Origin of the sequence: Bacillus sp. JUb11 (genome assembly GCF_024807925.1) — a bacterium.
In the GTDB taxonomy this organism is placed as follows: domain Bacteria; phylum Bacillota; class Bacilli; order Bacillales; family Bacillaceae; genus Bacillus; species Bacillus altitudinis.
Map to the genome: position 1 here is coordinate 105,079 of NZ_JANUEZ010000001.1, position 15,353 is coordinate 120,431.

Sequence of the window (15,353 nt, forward strand, 5' to 3'; positions counted from 1 at the left end):
CACTTGTTGTTTTCGTCCCTTTTTTATGCAGGCTCGTCTATTTTCTTTTCAAAATAAACTTTGATAAAATGAACATACAATGTGCGAAAGAGACGGCTGAGCCGGCTCAGTCGATGGAGGATTAAAAGATGACAGATCAAAAGAAATTAGTACTTGTGGATGGAAACAGTCTCGCTTATCGAGCCTTTTTTGCTTTGCCGCTATTATCCAATGATAAAGGCGTACATACAAATGCCATTTATGGCTTTGCGATGATCTTAATGAAGATGCTGGAAGACGAGAAGCCGACTCATATGCTCGTAGCATTTGATGCGGGTAAAACCACCTTCCGTCACGAGACCTTTAAGGAATATAAAGGCGGAAGACAAAAAACTCCGCCAGAACTATCAGAACAAATGCCGTTCATCCGTGAGCTATTAGATGCTTATCAAGTGAAAAGGTACGAGCTTCCGCAATACGAGGCGGATGACATTATCGGCACACTGGCTGTAGAGGCAGAAAAGGACGGCTTTGAGGTCAAAATCTTCTCAGGAGATAAAGACTTAACGCAGCTTTCAACAGACCATACAACAGTAGCCATTACGAAAAAAGGCATCACAGAAGTAGAATATTACACACCGGCCCATATTGAAGAGAAATACGGCCTCAGACCAGATCAAATCATCGACATGAAAGGGCTGATGGGAGACTCATCAGACAATATCCCTGGCGTGCCTGGTGTCGGTGAAAAAACAGCGATCAAATTACTAAAGCAGTTTGAAACGGTTGAAAATCTGCTTGATCATATTGACGAAGTCAGCGGGAAAAAGCTAAAAGAAAAGCTTGAAGAATATAAAGAACAAGCGGTGATGAGTAAAAAGCTGGCGACGATTCTCGTAGAAGCACCAATAGATGTGTCAAGCAAAGAGCTCGCCTATGAAGGTCCTCACATGGAGCAGGTCATCTCTCTTTATAAAGAACTGGGCTTTCAAACGCTGCTAGAGCGTTTAGGAGAAGCGCCAGAATCAGATGAACCAGTAGAAATAGACGAACTAGACGTGAAGAAAATGACAGATGTCACGGAGGACATGCTGACAGATCACGCTGCACTTGTGGTAGAACAGCTAGGAGACAATTATCACGAAGCCGATTTGATAGGGTTTGCGATCCATAATGAGAACGGTGCATTTTTTATGACAAAAGAAGATGCTCTGCAATCTGAAGCGTTTAAACAATGGGTACAGGATGAAACGAAGAAGAAATGGGTCTTTGATTCCAAAAGAGCGGTTGTTGCCCTTAGATGGCATGATGTTGATCTAAAAGGTGTCGATAACGACGTCCTGCTCGCTTCCTATGTGGTCAATCCGCAGAAATCCTATGAGGACGTTGCAAGTGTGGCGAAGGAATATGGCCTGAACATAGCCCTTTCCGATGAAAAAGTTTACGGAAAAGGAGCGAAACAGGCGATTCCACCTGAAGAAGAGCTAAAAGACCATCTTGGAAGAAAAGCAGCAGCGATCTCTGCGCTGCATGATTTGACCCTTGAAGCGTTAGAAAAGAATGATCAGCATGAGCTGTATGAAGATTTAGAGTTGCCACTTGCCCTCATCTTAGGTGAAATGGAATCTCTTGGAGTAAAAGTGGATGTTGAACGTCTTCAGAAAATGGGTGAAGAACTCACGAAGAAGCTGAAGGAATATGAAGAAACCATTCATCGGTTAGCAGGAGAAACATTTAACATCAATTCACCGAAGCAACTTGGTGTGATTTTATTTGAAAAATTAGGACTGCCGGTTATCAAAAAGACCAAAACAGGCTACTCTACGTCTGCGGATGTCCTTGAAAAGCTTGAAGATAAGCACGAAATTATTCGGTCCATTCTGCATTACCGTCAAATAGGAAAGCTGCAATCCACTTATGTGGAAGGCTTAATGAAAGTGACGCGCAAAGATACGCATAAAGTGCACACAAGATTTAATCAGGCACTTACACAAACAGGAAGATTAAGCTCAACAGACCCAAACCTTCAAAACATCCCGATTCGTTTAGAAGAAGGCCGAAAAATTCGTCAAGCGTTCGTTCCGTCAAAAGAAGGCTGGCTCATGTTTGCAGCTGACTATTCTCAAATTGAGCTGCGTGTACTCGCGCACATTTCTCAAGATGAGAACTTAATTGAAGCCTTTACGCAAGATATGGATATTCACACGAAAACAGCCATGGATGTGTTCCATGTCTCAGAAGAAGAAGTGACTTCCTCTATGAGAAGACAGGCCAAAGCTGTCAACTTCGGAATCGTATATGGAATTAGTGATTATGGACTGTCTCAAAACCTTGGGATTACAAGAAAAGAAGCAGCGGCCTTCATTGAGCGTTATTTAACAAGCTTTAAAGGCGTGAAAACCTATATGGAGGACATCGTGCAGGAAGCAAAACAAAAAGGGTATGTGACCACGCTTCTTAAACGCAGACGATATATCCCAGATATCACAAGCCGTAATTTTAATGTGAAAAGCTTTGCTGAAAGAACGGCAATGAATACACCGATCCAAGGCAGTGCCGCCGATATCATCAAAAAAGCGATGATTGATATGGCACGAAAGTTAAAAGAAGAGAATCTGCAGGCAAATCTGTTATTGCAAGTGCACGATGAACTGATCTTTGAAGCGCCAAAAGAAGAAATCGCCATATTAGAAAAAATCGTCCCTGAAGTCATGGAAAGCGCACTTCAGCTCGATGTGCCGCTAAAAGTCGATTTCGCTTCAGGCCCATCTTGGTACGACGCAAAATAAAGAGAGAGAAAAAGGAGCGAGGAGCATGCCGGAATTACCAGAGGTTGAGACCGTCCGGCGCACTCTTCAGCGGTTAGTCAAAGGAAAAACGATTGAAACGGTCGATATCAAATGGCCAAATATCATCAAACGTCCTGGGGAACCGGAAGAGTTCGCTAGAAGGATGGTAGGAGAAACCATTCAAACCATTGAAAGAAGAGGGAAGTTTCTACTCTTTCATTTAGACCACTATGTGATGGTCTCCCATTTAAGAATGGAAGGGAAATACCGTGTACATGAAACTGGTGAGCCTTATGATAAACATGTACACGTCGTCTTTACGTTCACAGACGGTACCGAACTTCGGTACCATGATGTCCGTAAATTTGGGACGATGCATCTATTTCAGCCAGGCGAAGAAGAAAAAGAACTTCCGCTATCACAGCTGGGGTATGAACCTTTTTCAGATTCATTTACACCAGACTATTTATGGGAGCAATTAAAGAAAACCTCCCGCGTAGTCAAAACGGCTTTACTTGATCAAAAAATCGTGGTTGGCCTCGGTAATATTTATGTAGATGAAGTGCTGTTTAAATCAGGTATTCATCCAGAAACAAAAGCGAATCAGCTAAGTCTTGCATCTTGCAAGGTGCTCCACAAACATATTATTGACACGCTTCAAGTGGCTGTTGATGCAGGAGGTAGCACCATTCGCTCCTACATCAATTCACAAGGTGATATTGGGACTTTTCAATTACAGCTTCTTGTATATGACCGGCGGGGAGAACCTTGCCAGACGTGCGGCAGTATCATAGAGAAAACAGTGGTGGGAGGGCGCGGCACCCATTTTTGTGTGACCTGCCAAAAACGCCCTTCATAAAGGTAAGCCGTCAGCATGCTTCCTTTTTGCCATGCATACGATAAAAAACATTCTTTTTTCAGCAAGGTGTAGACTGACACACAGCCCACCTGCTCTTCATATAGTGAAGAAGAGTCTAAGGACGCCTAGAGACTCTTGATCATCGTTGCATGAACAGAAAGGAAGAGTACAGGTATGATTTCGTTTTCGCTTCTGTTTTTAGCTATTGCCGTCAGCATTGACAGCTTTTCTGTAGGTTTTACGTATGGTCTTCGCAAGATGAGGATTCCATTTAAAGCCATCGTTATTATTGCTTGCTGTTCAGGAATTGTGTTGCTCATTTCCATGCTGATTGGCAGCCTGCTCACGACATTCCTCCCTGTCTCAGTGACAGATAAACTGGGTGGAGGCATTTTAATTGCCATCGGACTTTGGGTTCTGTATCAATTTTATAAACCAGCGAAAGAGCGTGATTTGCTCCTTCATGAAAAAACACTTCTCAATGTAGAAGTGCAGTCTCTTGGGCTTGTCATTCATATTTTACGAAAGCCTACAAGTGCAGATATTGACCGCTCTGGCACCATTAATGGAATGGAAGCGGTGCTTCTTGGAATTGCTTTATCCATCGATGCATTTGGTGCAGGGATTGGTGCCGCGATTCTTGGTTTTTCTCCAATTGTCATGAGCATCACGGTCGCTGTGATGAGTTCTCTTTTTGTATGCATCGGACTGCGTGCAGGTCATTATTTGGCCAATTGGCGCTGGATCGATAAACTCGCATGCTTACCAGGGCTGTTGCTCATTTTAATTGGGGTGTGGAAGCTGTAAAGGAGGAAACGAATTGACGCTCGTCATTGGATTAACAGGCGGGATTGCTAGCGGAAAAAGCACAGTCTCGCAGATGATAAAAGAGAAAGGCATTCGGGTGGTGGATGCTGATATCATTGCAAAAGAAGCGGTTTCTAAAGGATCGGCTGCCCTTCATCAAATCGTTCAAACTTTTGGTGAAGAGGTTCTTCTGCCAAATGGTGAACTGAACCGGCAGCAGCTTGGAGCGATCATTTTTTCTGATGAAGAGAAAAGAAAAAAGCTCAATGCCATCGTTCATCCTGAAGTCAGAAAGGAAATGCTCGAGCAGCGTGATGAAGGGGTGAGCAACAATGAAACATTCGTTGTGCTTGATATCCCGCTCCTATTCGAGAGCAAGCTGGAAGGGCTAGTCGACCGCATCATCGTTGTGTACACGACGCCTGAATTGCAGCTGTCGCGGCTCATGAATCGAAACGACCTGAGCGAGGAAGAAGCACTGAATCGCATTCACTCCCAGCAGCCTCTTGAGGAAAAGTGCCAAAAAGCAGACCGCGTGATAGAAAACACAAAAGATCTTGCTTTTATTAGAAAGCAATTAGAGAACATATTAAACGAATGGGAACATACAGATAAGTAAGAGTACATACAGTACTCTTCTTTTTTTATGCTTTTTTCGTCAATTTCATTGCAAAGAACAGCCCTTTTTTGAAAATATACGTTTATATACTGGCAATTACATTCTAATGTGATATACTAATTTCATAAATAAATTTATTGAGTATAACACATAATAGAGGAGTGACCTGTTCATGAAGGTAAAAGCAGCGATCAATGGGTTTGGCAGAATTGGACGCATGGTCTTCAGAAAAGCAATGCTTGATGATCAAATTCAAATTGTAGCGGTGAACGCAAGCTATCCTGCCGAAACGCTAGCACATTTAATTAAATATGACACAAATCATGGACGTTACGAATGCGATGTGACAGCAGAAGATGATGCGTTGATTGTCAATGGCAAAAGAGTGCTTTTGCTCAATAATAGAGACCCAAAGCAGCTTCCATGGGGAGAGCTTGGGATTGATATCGTGATCGAAGCAACAGGGAAATTTAATTCAAAAGATCAAGCGATGGGCCATATAGATGCCGGAGCGAAAAAGGTCGTACTTACAGCTCCAGGTAAAAATGAAGACATTACAATTGTGATGGGTGTCAATGAGGATGATCTTGATCCTGAAAAGCATGTCGTTATTTCAAATGCATCTTGTACAACAAACTGTTTAGCACCAGTTGTCAAGCTGTTAGATGATGAATTTGGCATCGACAACGGTTTAATGACAACGGTTCATGCTTATACAAATGATCAAAAAAATATCGACAACCCCCACAAGGATTTGCGCCGGGCAAGAGCATGTGCCCAGTCCATCATTCCAACGACGACGGGTGCCGCTAAAGCGCTTTCTTTAGTGCTGCCGCACATGAAAGGGAAATTACATGGACTTGCACTTCGCGTGCCAGTTTCTAATGTATCGATGGTTGATCTTGTGGTCGACTTGAAAAAAGATGTCACAGCAGAAGAGGTCAATGCTGCCTTTGCAACGGCTTCAAAAACATCTCTTGCTGGCATATTAGATTACACCGATGAACCACTTGTCTCCACAGACTTTAACACAAACCCTTATTCTGCTGTCGTTGATGGACTTACAACGATGGTGATGGAAGGCAGAAAAGTAAAAGTTCTTGCATGGTATGACAATGAATGGGGCTATTCTTGCAGAGTGGTTGATCTTGTAAAGTTTGTTGGTTCCCAGATGAAAGAGCTTTCAGCTGTTTGAAATGAAGAAGACTGAACGTCCCTTTTCAAGAAATGAGAGAAAATCCCACTAAAAACACAGCTTGCAAAATGGGTCTAAACAAAGTATACTATTTTTCGTGAACTTCTTGTTCGCAGACTCATTCGGGTATACTTAAAGGGTTAGGACCTCTTTGGACTAACTTTCCCCCGTGGTATATGTCCGGTCCGGCTGCTTAGAACTTCACTCTTTCATTCTTGTTTAAGGGGGGTCCATGATGGAAACAATCGGACGTCACGTTATCTCCGAGTTATGGGGATGCGACTGTGATAAACTGAACGACATGGATTTTATTGAAAAAACGTTTGTAAATGCAGCTTTGAAATCAGGAGCTGAAGTAAGAGAGGTTGCTTTTCACAAATTTGCACCTCAAGGAGTAAGTGGAGTTGTCATTATTTCTGAATCTCATCTGACAATTCACAGCTTTCCTGAACATGGTTATGCGAGCATAGATGTTTATACTTGCGGCGATCTAGATCCGAATATTGCAGCAGATCATATCGGAGATGAACTAGGTGCTGAAACAAGAGAAAACATCGAAATTCCTCGAGGCATGGGACCTGTACAAGTGAAACAGGCGCAAGCCAAAGCACTGTAAACATAAAAAAGATTGCAATGGGAGCTGGCCAAAAGCATTAAATGCCTTTGTGTTATGCTCCTTTTTATATTTGTTCCATACACGACATCCAGCATGATCCAACCTGTCTATACTTTTGTTCTAGGAAAACAAAGGTTTTTTTTATAAAATAAAGAAGAGGGTTTATGACAAAGGGGATACGTGTATGACTTTAGGACAAAAGCTCAAACGATTCATTTCAAATCATACAGAAACATCTGACCATCATCCAGTGTCAGAGCTGAAAAGCCATTACTACAAATCGACACAAACTCAAGTTTTCCAAGCGGTAGAAGCCGTTCTTTCAAGAAACGATTCCTATCAAGTGACATCTGTTTCAGCAGAACGAGGTGAAATCAGCGCAAACATACGAACGCCGAAAAAAGCTTTTCTCGTGGCGACTGTCATTTCAATTCGTCCTTTTGAAACAGCTGTCGATTTTAATGTGACAACAGAAACAGCACTGCCCACAGACTTTGGCTACAGTCAAAAGGCTGTTTTGTCCCTTTATAAAGAACTAGACAAACAACTTCCAAGAAGAGATCGGAGCTGATGAAATGAAATGTCCCACATGTCAGCACCTTGGCACAAGGGTGCTTGATTCAAGACCAGTAGATGAAGGGAAGTCCATCCGTCGGAGAAGAGAGTGTGAAAGCTGTCAATATCGCTTCACGACGTTTGAAAAATTAGAAGAATTGCCATTGATTGTGGTGAAAAAAGAAGGAATTCGAGAAGAATTCAGCCGGGAAAAGATGCTGAGAGGCCTCATCAAAGCATGTGAAAAACGTCCTGTCGCTTTAAAACAGCTCGAGGATGTCTGCTTTAACATCGAGAAGGAATTGCGTAACCAAGGCATGTCAGAGGTGAAAAGCGAGCTTGTAGGGGAAATGGTGATGGACGAGCTGGCGAAAATTGATGAAGTGTCTTACGTCAGGTTTGCCTCGGTATACCGTCAATTTAAAGATATCAATGTATTTATTGATGAATTAAAAGATTTATTAAAGAAAGAACGCTAAAAAAGAGCTGAAGATTCTTCATGCTCTTTTTCCTGCGTAAAGCGTAAAACGCAAAAAGAGTGTACAATGAAGACAACCGTATTAAGGGAGGATCAGCATATGACAGAGCATTGGAAGGAAGTGCTAGCCGTCGATCCGTATGTCGTCAAAAGCGCTTCATTGCTCGGTGACATCGATAGACAGCTTGTTACTCTTTTATATCAGCCGCTTATTGGCATGTCCGCTTTCAGTTTATACATGACGCTGTGGGGAGAGCTGGAACAAAATCGAATGTGGGGGAAACCCGCACCTCACCGTCAGCTGATGGTGATGCTGCAAACGAATTTAAATGATATTTTTGAGGAGCGCTTAAAGCTTGAAGCGATCGGATTACTCCGCACATATGAACAGGAAACGGAAGAAGGCAGACTGTTTACATATGAGCTCGTGCCGCCGCTGAGACCGGATGAATTTTTCCAAGACGGTATGCTGAATGTCCTTTTGTATCATCGGGTAGAGAAAGCAAAATATATGCAGCTTCGTGATTATTTTTCTTATCCAGGAGTTCCTGCTGATGCAAAGAACATCTCCCGATCGTTTGAAGAAGTGTTTCACGTCTTGCAGCCAGGAGAGCGCAAGATGACAGAGGAAATCAATCAGGCGTCATCGCTTGACGAGGGCTACGAATATGTGTCAGTTGGCTCAAGTCAGCCTGCACCGCTTTCAGATGAATCTTTTGATTTTGATTTATTGTTAGCAGGTATGTCGGACATGATGATTCCGAGAAAAGCTTTGACAAAGCAAGTGAAAGAGACAATTAAGAAGTTAGCGGTCGTCTATGGCATCACCCCGCTGCAAATGCAAAATATTGTCGCAGGTGCCTGTGGTTCAGATCAGATGATATCAACTGAGGATCTGCGAAAAGCAGCGAGAGACTGGTATCAAATTGAATACAGAGGTGAACAGCCGAAGCTGATTGATCAAAAACAGCCAAGGCATTTACGTCACAATGTCACGCAGAATTCAGGTGCAGATGCGCCTGATGCGAAATTGATTGAAAAGCTTGATCATATTTCGCCTAGAGAGCTTCTAAAAGATATGGCAGATGGCATTGAGCCGACGTATGCAGACTTAAGAATTGTTGAAGATATTATGCTTGAGCAGCAGCTAGAGCCTGGGGTCATGAATGTCCTGATCTACTATACACTGCTAAAAACCGATATGAAACTGTCCAAAACATATATGCAGAAAATCGCCGCCCACTGGGTGCGAAAGAAAATCAAAACAGTGGCAGCTGCTATGAAAATTGCCAAAGAAGAGAATAGGCAAATGACAGAATGGGCGCAGCAAAAAAATAAGCGTCAATCATATGGGTCAGGAAAAGTGATCCGCGAGGAGAAACTGCCTGACTGGATGAAGGAAGCTGAAACGAAAGAACAGCCAAAGGAACAGACAGATAACTTGTCTACAGAGGACCTCGAACGAGAAAAAGAAAAATTGTTAGATCAGTTTAATAATATGAAAAAGTACAATGCACATTAATGTGAGGTGAGATGGAGATGAAACCGATCGGTCGTTCATTTGATCAGCTAAAAGGGCGGGTAGATTTTCGCGTGAGATACAATCAGATTAAAGAAAGTGTCCTAGCTGATGAAGATGTAAAAGCTTTTTTAAAGGAGCATCAAGAGGACATCCAAGAAGACATGATCAATCGCAGCTTGAACAGGCTCTTTGAATATGTACAACAATCAAAGGGTTGTTCTTACTGCTTAGAGGAAGAGAATGTAAATGTCATTTTAGACGGGTATCACCCGAAGCTTGTGATCAAAGGTCAAAGCATTGATATTGAATATTCCCCTTGTCCTGTCAAACTGCGGCTTGATAGACAGAAAAAACAGCAAGAACTCATGAAAAGCATGTACATTCCGCAGAATGTTCTTCAAGCGACGTTTGCTGATTTAAATGTGGTTGGAAGACAAGAAGTCATTCAAAAAGTAGGTCAATTCCTGCAAAGTTATGATGAAACAGGTAAGGGAAAAGGCCTCTATTTACATGGAAAGTTTGGGGTCGGAAAAACATTTATTCTGGCAGCGATTGCGCAGCAGCTAGCGGTAAAAGAGTATCCATCTCTCCTTGTATACGTGCCTGAATTTGTGAGAGAGTTAAAAAATTCGTTAGCTGATCATACACTCGAAGAGAAGCTGAATATGGTCAAATCTACACCAATTTTAATGCTTGATGATATTGGAGCAGAGTCGATGACAAGCTGGGTACGAGATGAACTTTTAGGAACAATCTTGCAATACCGCATGGCAGAGCAGCTGCCGACTTTTTTCTCTTCTAATTTCTCACCGAATGAGTTAAAGCATCACTTTACGTACTCACAGCGCGGGGAAAAAGAAGAGGTGAAGGCAGCTCGATTAATGGAACGTATTCTCTACCTAGCTGAACCAGTTCTGCTTGAAGGAGAAAATCGCCGTCATTTATAAAAAGATAGGTCACGTGAAGGGGAGCGGATGAAATGAATAAAAGAAAATGGCTGCTTTTCCTCGTGATTGGGGTTCTAGCTGCTGTGCTATGGTGGCTCAACAAACAGCATTTTCAACTGTCGCCGAAAGATGTGAAGAATTGGATTCTTCAATTTGGGATGCTGGCTCCCTTTGTCTTTCTTTTCTTATCACTTTTTCGTCCATTTGTGCTTGTCCCTCTCACCGTCTTTTCGCTAGCAGCAGGTTTGGCATTCGGCAGTGTCCTTGGGACCATTTATGCCTTAGCTGGTGCGACAGCAGGTGCAACAGGATCTTTCCTGCTTGCCTCAACCTTCCGTTCAAACAAGCAGGAAACCGAATCAAGCAATCGGAAGCTAAAAGCGGTGACGTCCCGTATTCAAGAGCATGGATTTCTTTATATCCTCTTATTACGCATTGCGCCCATTCACTTTGATTTTGTCAGTTATGCCGCAGCAGCTTCACGTGCGAATTATCGTGCATTTGCGGCGGCGACTTTTTTAGGATTGATACCTGGTACTGTGGCGTTAAATGTCCTTGGATCAAGCTTTGTAAGCGGAAATTATGCCGCCTTAGCGATTGTTTGTTTGATTTATTTGATCTTTATCTCAGTGCCACTGATTTTAAAAAGAAAGATGCCTGATTTATTTTAGGCGTCTATTTTTTATGTTCTCCCCATATATATGTAACAGATGTCGTTAGGGGGGACAAACATGCTTGAAATAATCTTTGAAGATGAATATGATACCGCCGCTTTTTTACATCTTGCTGAACACTTTGACAGTCGGCATCACATTTCGATTCAACAAGGGAAAGACCGGCTTCTCATAGAAGCGAAAAAATCAGGAGAAGCCATTGAGCACATTGTGCGGACATTACTGATTCACTTTTTTTTGGAATGCAAAGAAAATGAACGCATGCGCAGCATCCTTGAAAACACATACTTATTTAAAGATCCAGAAGAGCAACACCAAATTCTTTCAATCGCCCATAGCATCATGAAAGGGGATCTAGATGATATTCCTGGAATTCATCAAGACCCACCGAGGGAGGATCTGTTAAAAAAAGAGCTTGAGACGATTTCTTTACAGAAAGGTGTTTTTTCCATTGGTTCATTTATGACATTTAGGCTCTCAGCGTATGACAGAAGGCTGAAGAACTATGTTGAAGTATCCATCGAAGAATATAAAATGGAACAAGAATATCAAAACTTTATTCAATCCCTTCGAGACTATGTGATGTCAAGAGAACCTAAGCTTGAAAAAGTACATGTTGTGCATCAGGACCGCCTGATGATTTGGGAATTTCGGTACGCTTCTGAGCGTGATCAAAAACAATACATAGACAGACAGTTTGTAAGAGAGCATCCAATGTATATTGATTCGCAGTTGATTGCACCGCTTGTATCCATTGCGCCACAAAAGATTGACCTATTTACAGATGATACAGGTCACTCGATGGTGCAAACCATTCAAAATATTTTTCAAGAAAGAGTTGAGGTATTCCCTTCTCATTCGTTTCAGGAACAGCATGTTCAATTTGTTCCTAGTCATTTGGAAAAGAAAAGTGAAAAGCTTTCTTGATTTTCACGAAAAAACGTTTTATAATACGGTGTAACTTCATACAGAGACCGTATTGATAAGGACATGAACAAATGAACACCCGCTTAAAGAGAGGGAAGCCGTGGCTGAAAGCTTCCTAGCAGAGGACCATTTGCTTTACCACCTTTGAACATCAGCTGTGAACTGTTTAGTAATAGCTGACGGGAATTCCCGTTATTGAACCACAAGCCGTATTTGCTTTTGACAAAGCAAGCTGCAAATACGGGAAAAAGGGTGGAACCACGATTCCGTTTATTCAACCTCGTCCCTTTCCAGGGGGCGGGGTTTTTATATTGCCAAAAAAAGGAGTGACTAGAGATGTCAGAACAAATTCAACTTACATTTCCAGATGGAGCAGTCAAGGAGTTTGACAAAACAGCTACAACAGAAGACATCGCGGCATCAATTAGCCCAGGCCTAAAGAAAAAAGCGCTTGCCGGTAAATTGAACGGCAAAGAAATAGATCTGCGTACGCCGCTGTTAGAAAGTGGAACAATCGAGATCATCACAGATAAGAGTGAAGAAGCGCTCGATATTATGCGCCACAGCACAGCGCATTTGCTTGCACAGGCAATCAAACGCATTTATGGAAAAGAGCATCACGTCCAGTTTGGCGTAGGCCCTGTCATCGAAAATGGCTTTTACTATGATGTCGATATCGATGTAGCGATTACACCTGAAGATTTACCAAAGATTGAAAAAGAAATGAAAAAAATCATTAACAGCAATTTGCCGATTGAGCGCATTGAAGTTTCTAGAGAAGAAGCGAAAGCACGCTTTGAAGCAATTGGCGATGAATTGAAGCTAGAGCTGTTAGAAGCAATCCCAGAAGGCGAAGCCGTCACAATTTATGAGCAAGGTGAATTCTTCGATCTATGCCGCGGTATTCACTTGCCGTCTACAGGGAAAATCAAAGAATTCAAGTTGTTAAGCCTTGCAGGTGCTTACTGGAGAGGCGACAGTAACAACCAAATGCTTCAGCGTATTTACGGAACAGCTTTCTTCAGCAAAGAAGAATTAAACGAGCATTTACGTCTGCTTGAAGAAGCAAAAGAGCGTGATCACCGTAAACTAGGCAAAGAATTGAAACTGTTTGCGAACTCTCAAAAGGTGGGCCAAGGTCTTCCGCTCTGGCTGCCAAAAGGGGCCACAATTCGCCGCGTCATTGAGCGTTATATTGTTGATAAAGAAGTACGCCTTGGTTATGAGCATGTGTATACACCCGTTCTTGCGAGTGTAGAATTGTATAAAACATCAGGCCACTGGGCGCATTATCAAGAAGACATGTTCCCTGTGATGGAAATGGACAATGAAGATCTTGTTCTCCGTCCAATGAACTGTCCGCACCATATGATGATTTACAAAAACGAGCCACATAGCTATCGCGAATTGCCAATTCGGATTGCAGAGCTTGGTACAATGCACCGTTATGAAATGTCAGGTGCTTTATCCGGCCTTCAACGTGTTCGCGGGATGACATTAAACGATGCCCATATCTTTGTTCGTCCAGATCAAATCAAAGACGAATTCATTCGTACAGTTCGCCTAATTGAAGAAGTGTATCAAGACTTTGGCTTGAATGACTACACATTCCGCTTATCTTACCGTGATCCAGAAGATACTGAGAAGTATTTTGACGATGATGCAATGTGGAATAAAGCACAGTCTATGCTGAAAGATGCAATGGACGAGCTTGGACATGACTACTATGAAGCAGAAGGCGAAGCGGCATTTTATGGTCCTAAGCTTGACGTCCAAGTAAAGACAGCTCTTGGAAAAGAAGAGACTTTGTCTACTGTACAGCTAGACTTCTTACTTCCAGAGCGTTTCGATCTCACATATATCGGAGAAGATGGAAAACACCATCGTCCAGTTGTCATTCATAGAGGAGTTGTGTCCACAATGGAACGCTTCGTTGCCTTCTTAATTGAAGAATACAAAGGAGCTCTTCCAACATGGCTAGCACCTGTACAATTCCAAGTCATCCCGGTTTCACCATCTGTCCATCTAGATTACGCGAAAAAAGTGCAAGAACGTTTGCAGCTTGAAGGACTGCGTGTAGAACTAGACAGTCGTGATGAAAAAATAGGATACAAAATTAGAGAAGCGCAAATGCAAAAGATTCCGTACATGCTGGTTGTCGGTGATCAAGAAGCAGAAAATGGCGCGGTCAATGTAAGAAAATATGGGGAACAAGATTCAGAAACAATGGACCTCGAAGCTTTTGTGAAACATGCAGTCGCAGAAGCAAAAAAATAATGAAGGCGAACGAAACAGTCAGTGATCTTATCTATTGAGGTTGCTGGCTTTTTTCTTATGGAAAAAAATTCTCCACTAGTGATCCAATTGCGCAAATGATACGTTTAGATAGTACGAAAGTATGGGTAAGTATGTACTATTAGAGAGAGGCAAATGGGGGGAATGAAAGCAATGATTCAAACAACAAATACTTTATCAACACAAGTATTGGAGCAATCAGCTGTGCTTCGTGCGCTAGAGCACTCACTGGCGATGATTGAATTTGATGTCACAGGTAAGGTCCTATGGGTCAATGATATTTTTGCAAAAGCCATGAAATATTCAAAGGAAGAAATGATTGGTTTAAAGCATAGACAGTTTTGTCCTCCGCATATTGCAGAAGACGCAAGTTATCAAATGTTTTGGAAGCGTTTGAAGAATGGTCAAGTGTTTCAGGAAAAGGTGCAGCGGATCACGAAGTACGGTGACACCTTATGGCTTGAAGCGACGTATACACCAGTGCTCAATGAAGAGGGGAATGTAGTGGCTGTCGTGAAAGTGGCAACAGATATTACGGAGAGAGAAAACACAATGAAGCAGGTAGTAGAAGACCTAAAGGATATGTCTGCAAAATTAATGGAGCGAGCGGAAATCGGCATCCAGCATAGTCAAAGTGTAAATGCTTCTTTTGAACATATTGCGAATGAAACTAATCAAAACATGAGTTTGCTAGAAGGGTTAACAGAGCAGGTGGAGTCGATCAGCTCAATTGCTACAACGATTAACAGTATCGCTTCCCAAACGCAGCTGCTCGCATTGAACGCGGCTATAGAAGCTGCGCATGCGGGTTCCTATGGAAATGGCTTTAGTGTCGTCGCGGCAGAAATCCGTAAGCTTGCGACAGATTCAAAGGAAGCGATCGTAAAGGTGGATCGTTATGTGAAGGCGATCCATTTAGAAGTTGAAAAGGTCAGCAACGGAACAAGCCGTGCAAAGACAAGCGTGTTTACAAACCGGGATCTTGTCAAGCAGGCAAGCGAGGAATTCATGAATGTAGGAGAAGCAGCACGCGGCTTAGATCGTCAAGCACAAAGTTTAGCAGCAATTGTATAGCCGAAAACGAAAAAACA

The 15,353-nt window shown here is 42.4% G+C and carries 14 protein-coding genes and 1 other annotated feature; all 14 genes read left to right on the plus strand.

What is annotated here, in order from left to right; all coding sequences use genetic code 11:
- The first annotated feature begins 128 nt into the window (after positions 1–128).
- The 14 genes from polA to M2369_RS00575 all read left to right on the plus strand — a co-directional run bounded on the left by polA (position 129) and on the right by M2369_RS00575 (position 15,336).
- Positions 129–2,768 carry a DNA polymerase I gene (polA, locus tag M2369_RS00510; protein ID WP_017358267.1) on the plus strand — a complete coding sequence of 880 codons (2,640 nt, stop codon included), beginning with the start codon at positions 129–131 and terminating at the stop codon, positions 2,766–2,768.
- Between the two features lie 25 nt (positions 2,769–2,793).
- On the plus strand, positions 2,794–3,627 hold the full coding sequence (mutM, locus tag M2369_RS00515; RefSeq protein WP_007501686.1) for a DNA-formamidopyrimidine glycosylase: 834 nt from the start codon (positions 2,794–2,796) through the stop codon (positions 3,625–3,627).
- Positions 3,628–3,801: 174 nt separating this feature from the next.
- Positions 3,802–4,434, plus strand: coding sequence for a sporulation membrane protein YtaF (gene ytaF / locus M2369_RS00520; RefSeq protein WP_007501684.1), 633 nt, complete (start codon positions 3,802–3,804; stop codon positions 4,432–4,434).
- A 13-nt stretch (positions 4,435–4,447) separates the two neighbouring features.
- On the plus strand, positions 4,448–5,053 hold the full coding sequence (gene coaE, locus M2369_RS00525; RefSeq protein WP_024718656.1) for a dephospho-CoA kinase: 606 nt from the start codon (positions 4,448–4,450) through the stop codon (positions 5,051–5,053).
- Positions 5,054–5,225: 172 nt separating this feature from the next.
- Positions 5,226–6,248: a glyceraldehyde-3-phosphate dehydrogenase gene (locus M2369_RS00530; protein ID WP_144679819.1), complete on the plus strand. Its 1,023-nt coding sequence runs from the start codon at positions 5,226–5,228 to the stop codon at positions 6,246–6,248.
- Between the two features lie 235 nt (positions 6,249–6,483).
- Positions 6,484–6,864, plus strand: coding sequence for an adenosylmethionine decarboxylase (gene speD, locus M2369_RS00535; protein ID WP_003216492.1), 381 nt, complete (start codon positions 6,484–6,486; stop codon positions 6,862–6,864).
- A gap of 184 nt (positions 6,865–7,048) precedes the next feature.
- The gene (locus M2369_RS00540) at positions 7,049–7,435 is read left to right on the plus strand and encodes a hypothetical protein (RefSeq protein ID WP_017358264.1); all 387 of its coding nucleotides are present in this window, start codon (positions 7,049–7,051) and stop codon (positions 7,433–7,435) included.
- A gap of 4 nt (positions 7,436–7,439) precedes the next feature.
- The gene (gene nrdR / locus M2369_RS00545) at positions 7,440–7,898 is read left to right on the plus strand and encodes a transcriptional regulator NrdR (protein ID WP_003216720.1); all 459 of its coding nucleotides are present in this window, start codon (positions 7,440–7,442) and stop codon (positions 7,896–7,898) included.
- A gap of 99 nt (positions 7,899–7,997) precedes the next feature.
- Positions 7,998–9,419 carry a replicative helicase loading/DNA remodeling protein DnaB gene (dnaB, locus tag M2369_RS00550; protein WP_259253268.1) on the plus strand — a complete coding sequence of 474 codons (1,422 nt, stop codon included), beginning with the start codon at positions 7,998–8,000 and terminating at the stop codon, positions 9,417–9,419.
- 17 nt (positions 9,420–9,436) lie between these two features.
- Positions 9,437–10,366, plus strand: a complete 930-nt coding sequence (dnaI, locus tag M2369_RS00555) for a primosomal protein DnaI (protein ID WP_008346034.1) — start codon at positions 9,437–9,439, stop codon at positions 10,364–10,366.
- Between the two features lie 32 nt (positions 10,367–10,398).
- The gene (locus tag M2369_RS00560; RefSeq protein ID WP_058336551.1) at positions 10,399–11,037 is read left to right on the plus strand and encodes a TVP38/TMEM64 family protein; all 639 of its coding nucleotides are present in this window, start codon (positions 10,399–10,401) and stop codon (positions 11,035–11,037) included.
- A gap of 60 nt (positions 11,038–11,097) precedes the next feature.
- Complete coding sequence (ytxC, locus tag M2369_RS00565; RefSeq protein WP_259253269.1) at positions 11,098–11,967, plus strand: putative sporulation protein YtxC; 870 nt, start codon at positions 11,098–11,100, stop codon at positions 11,965–11,967.
- Between the two features lie 43 nt (positions 11,968–12,010).
- Positions 12,011–12,258: a binding site (T-box leader), on the plus strand.
- Between the two features lie 45 nt (positions 12,259–12,303).
- Positions 12,304–14,244 carry a threonine--tRNA ligase gene (gene thrS / locus M2369_RS00570; protein WP_007501674.1) on the plus strand — a complete coding sequence of 647 codons (1,941 nt, stop codon included), beginning with the start codon at positions 12,304–12,306 and terminating at the stop codon, positions 14,242–14,244.
- Positions 14,245–14,415: 171 nt separating this feature from the next.
- Positions 14,416–15,336 (plus strand): methyl-accepting chemotaxis protein, encoded by a 921-nt coding sequence (locus M2369_RS00575; protein ID WP_058336769.1) that lies wholly within the window; start codon positions 14,416–14,418, stop codon positions 15,334–15,336.
- Positions 15,337–15,353: the final 17 nt, after the last annotated feature.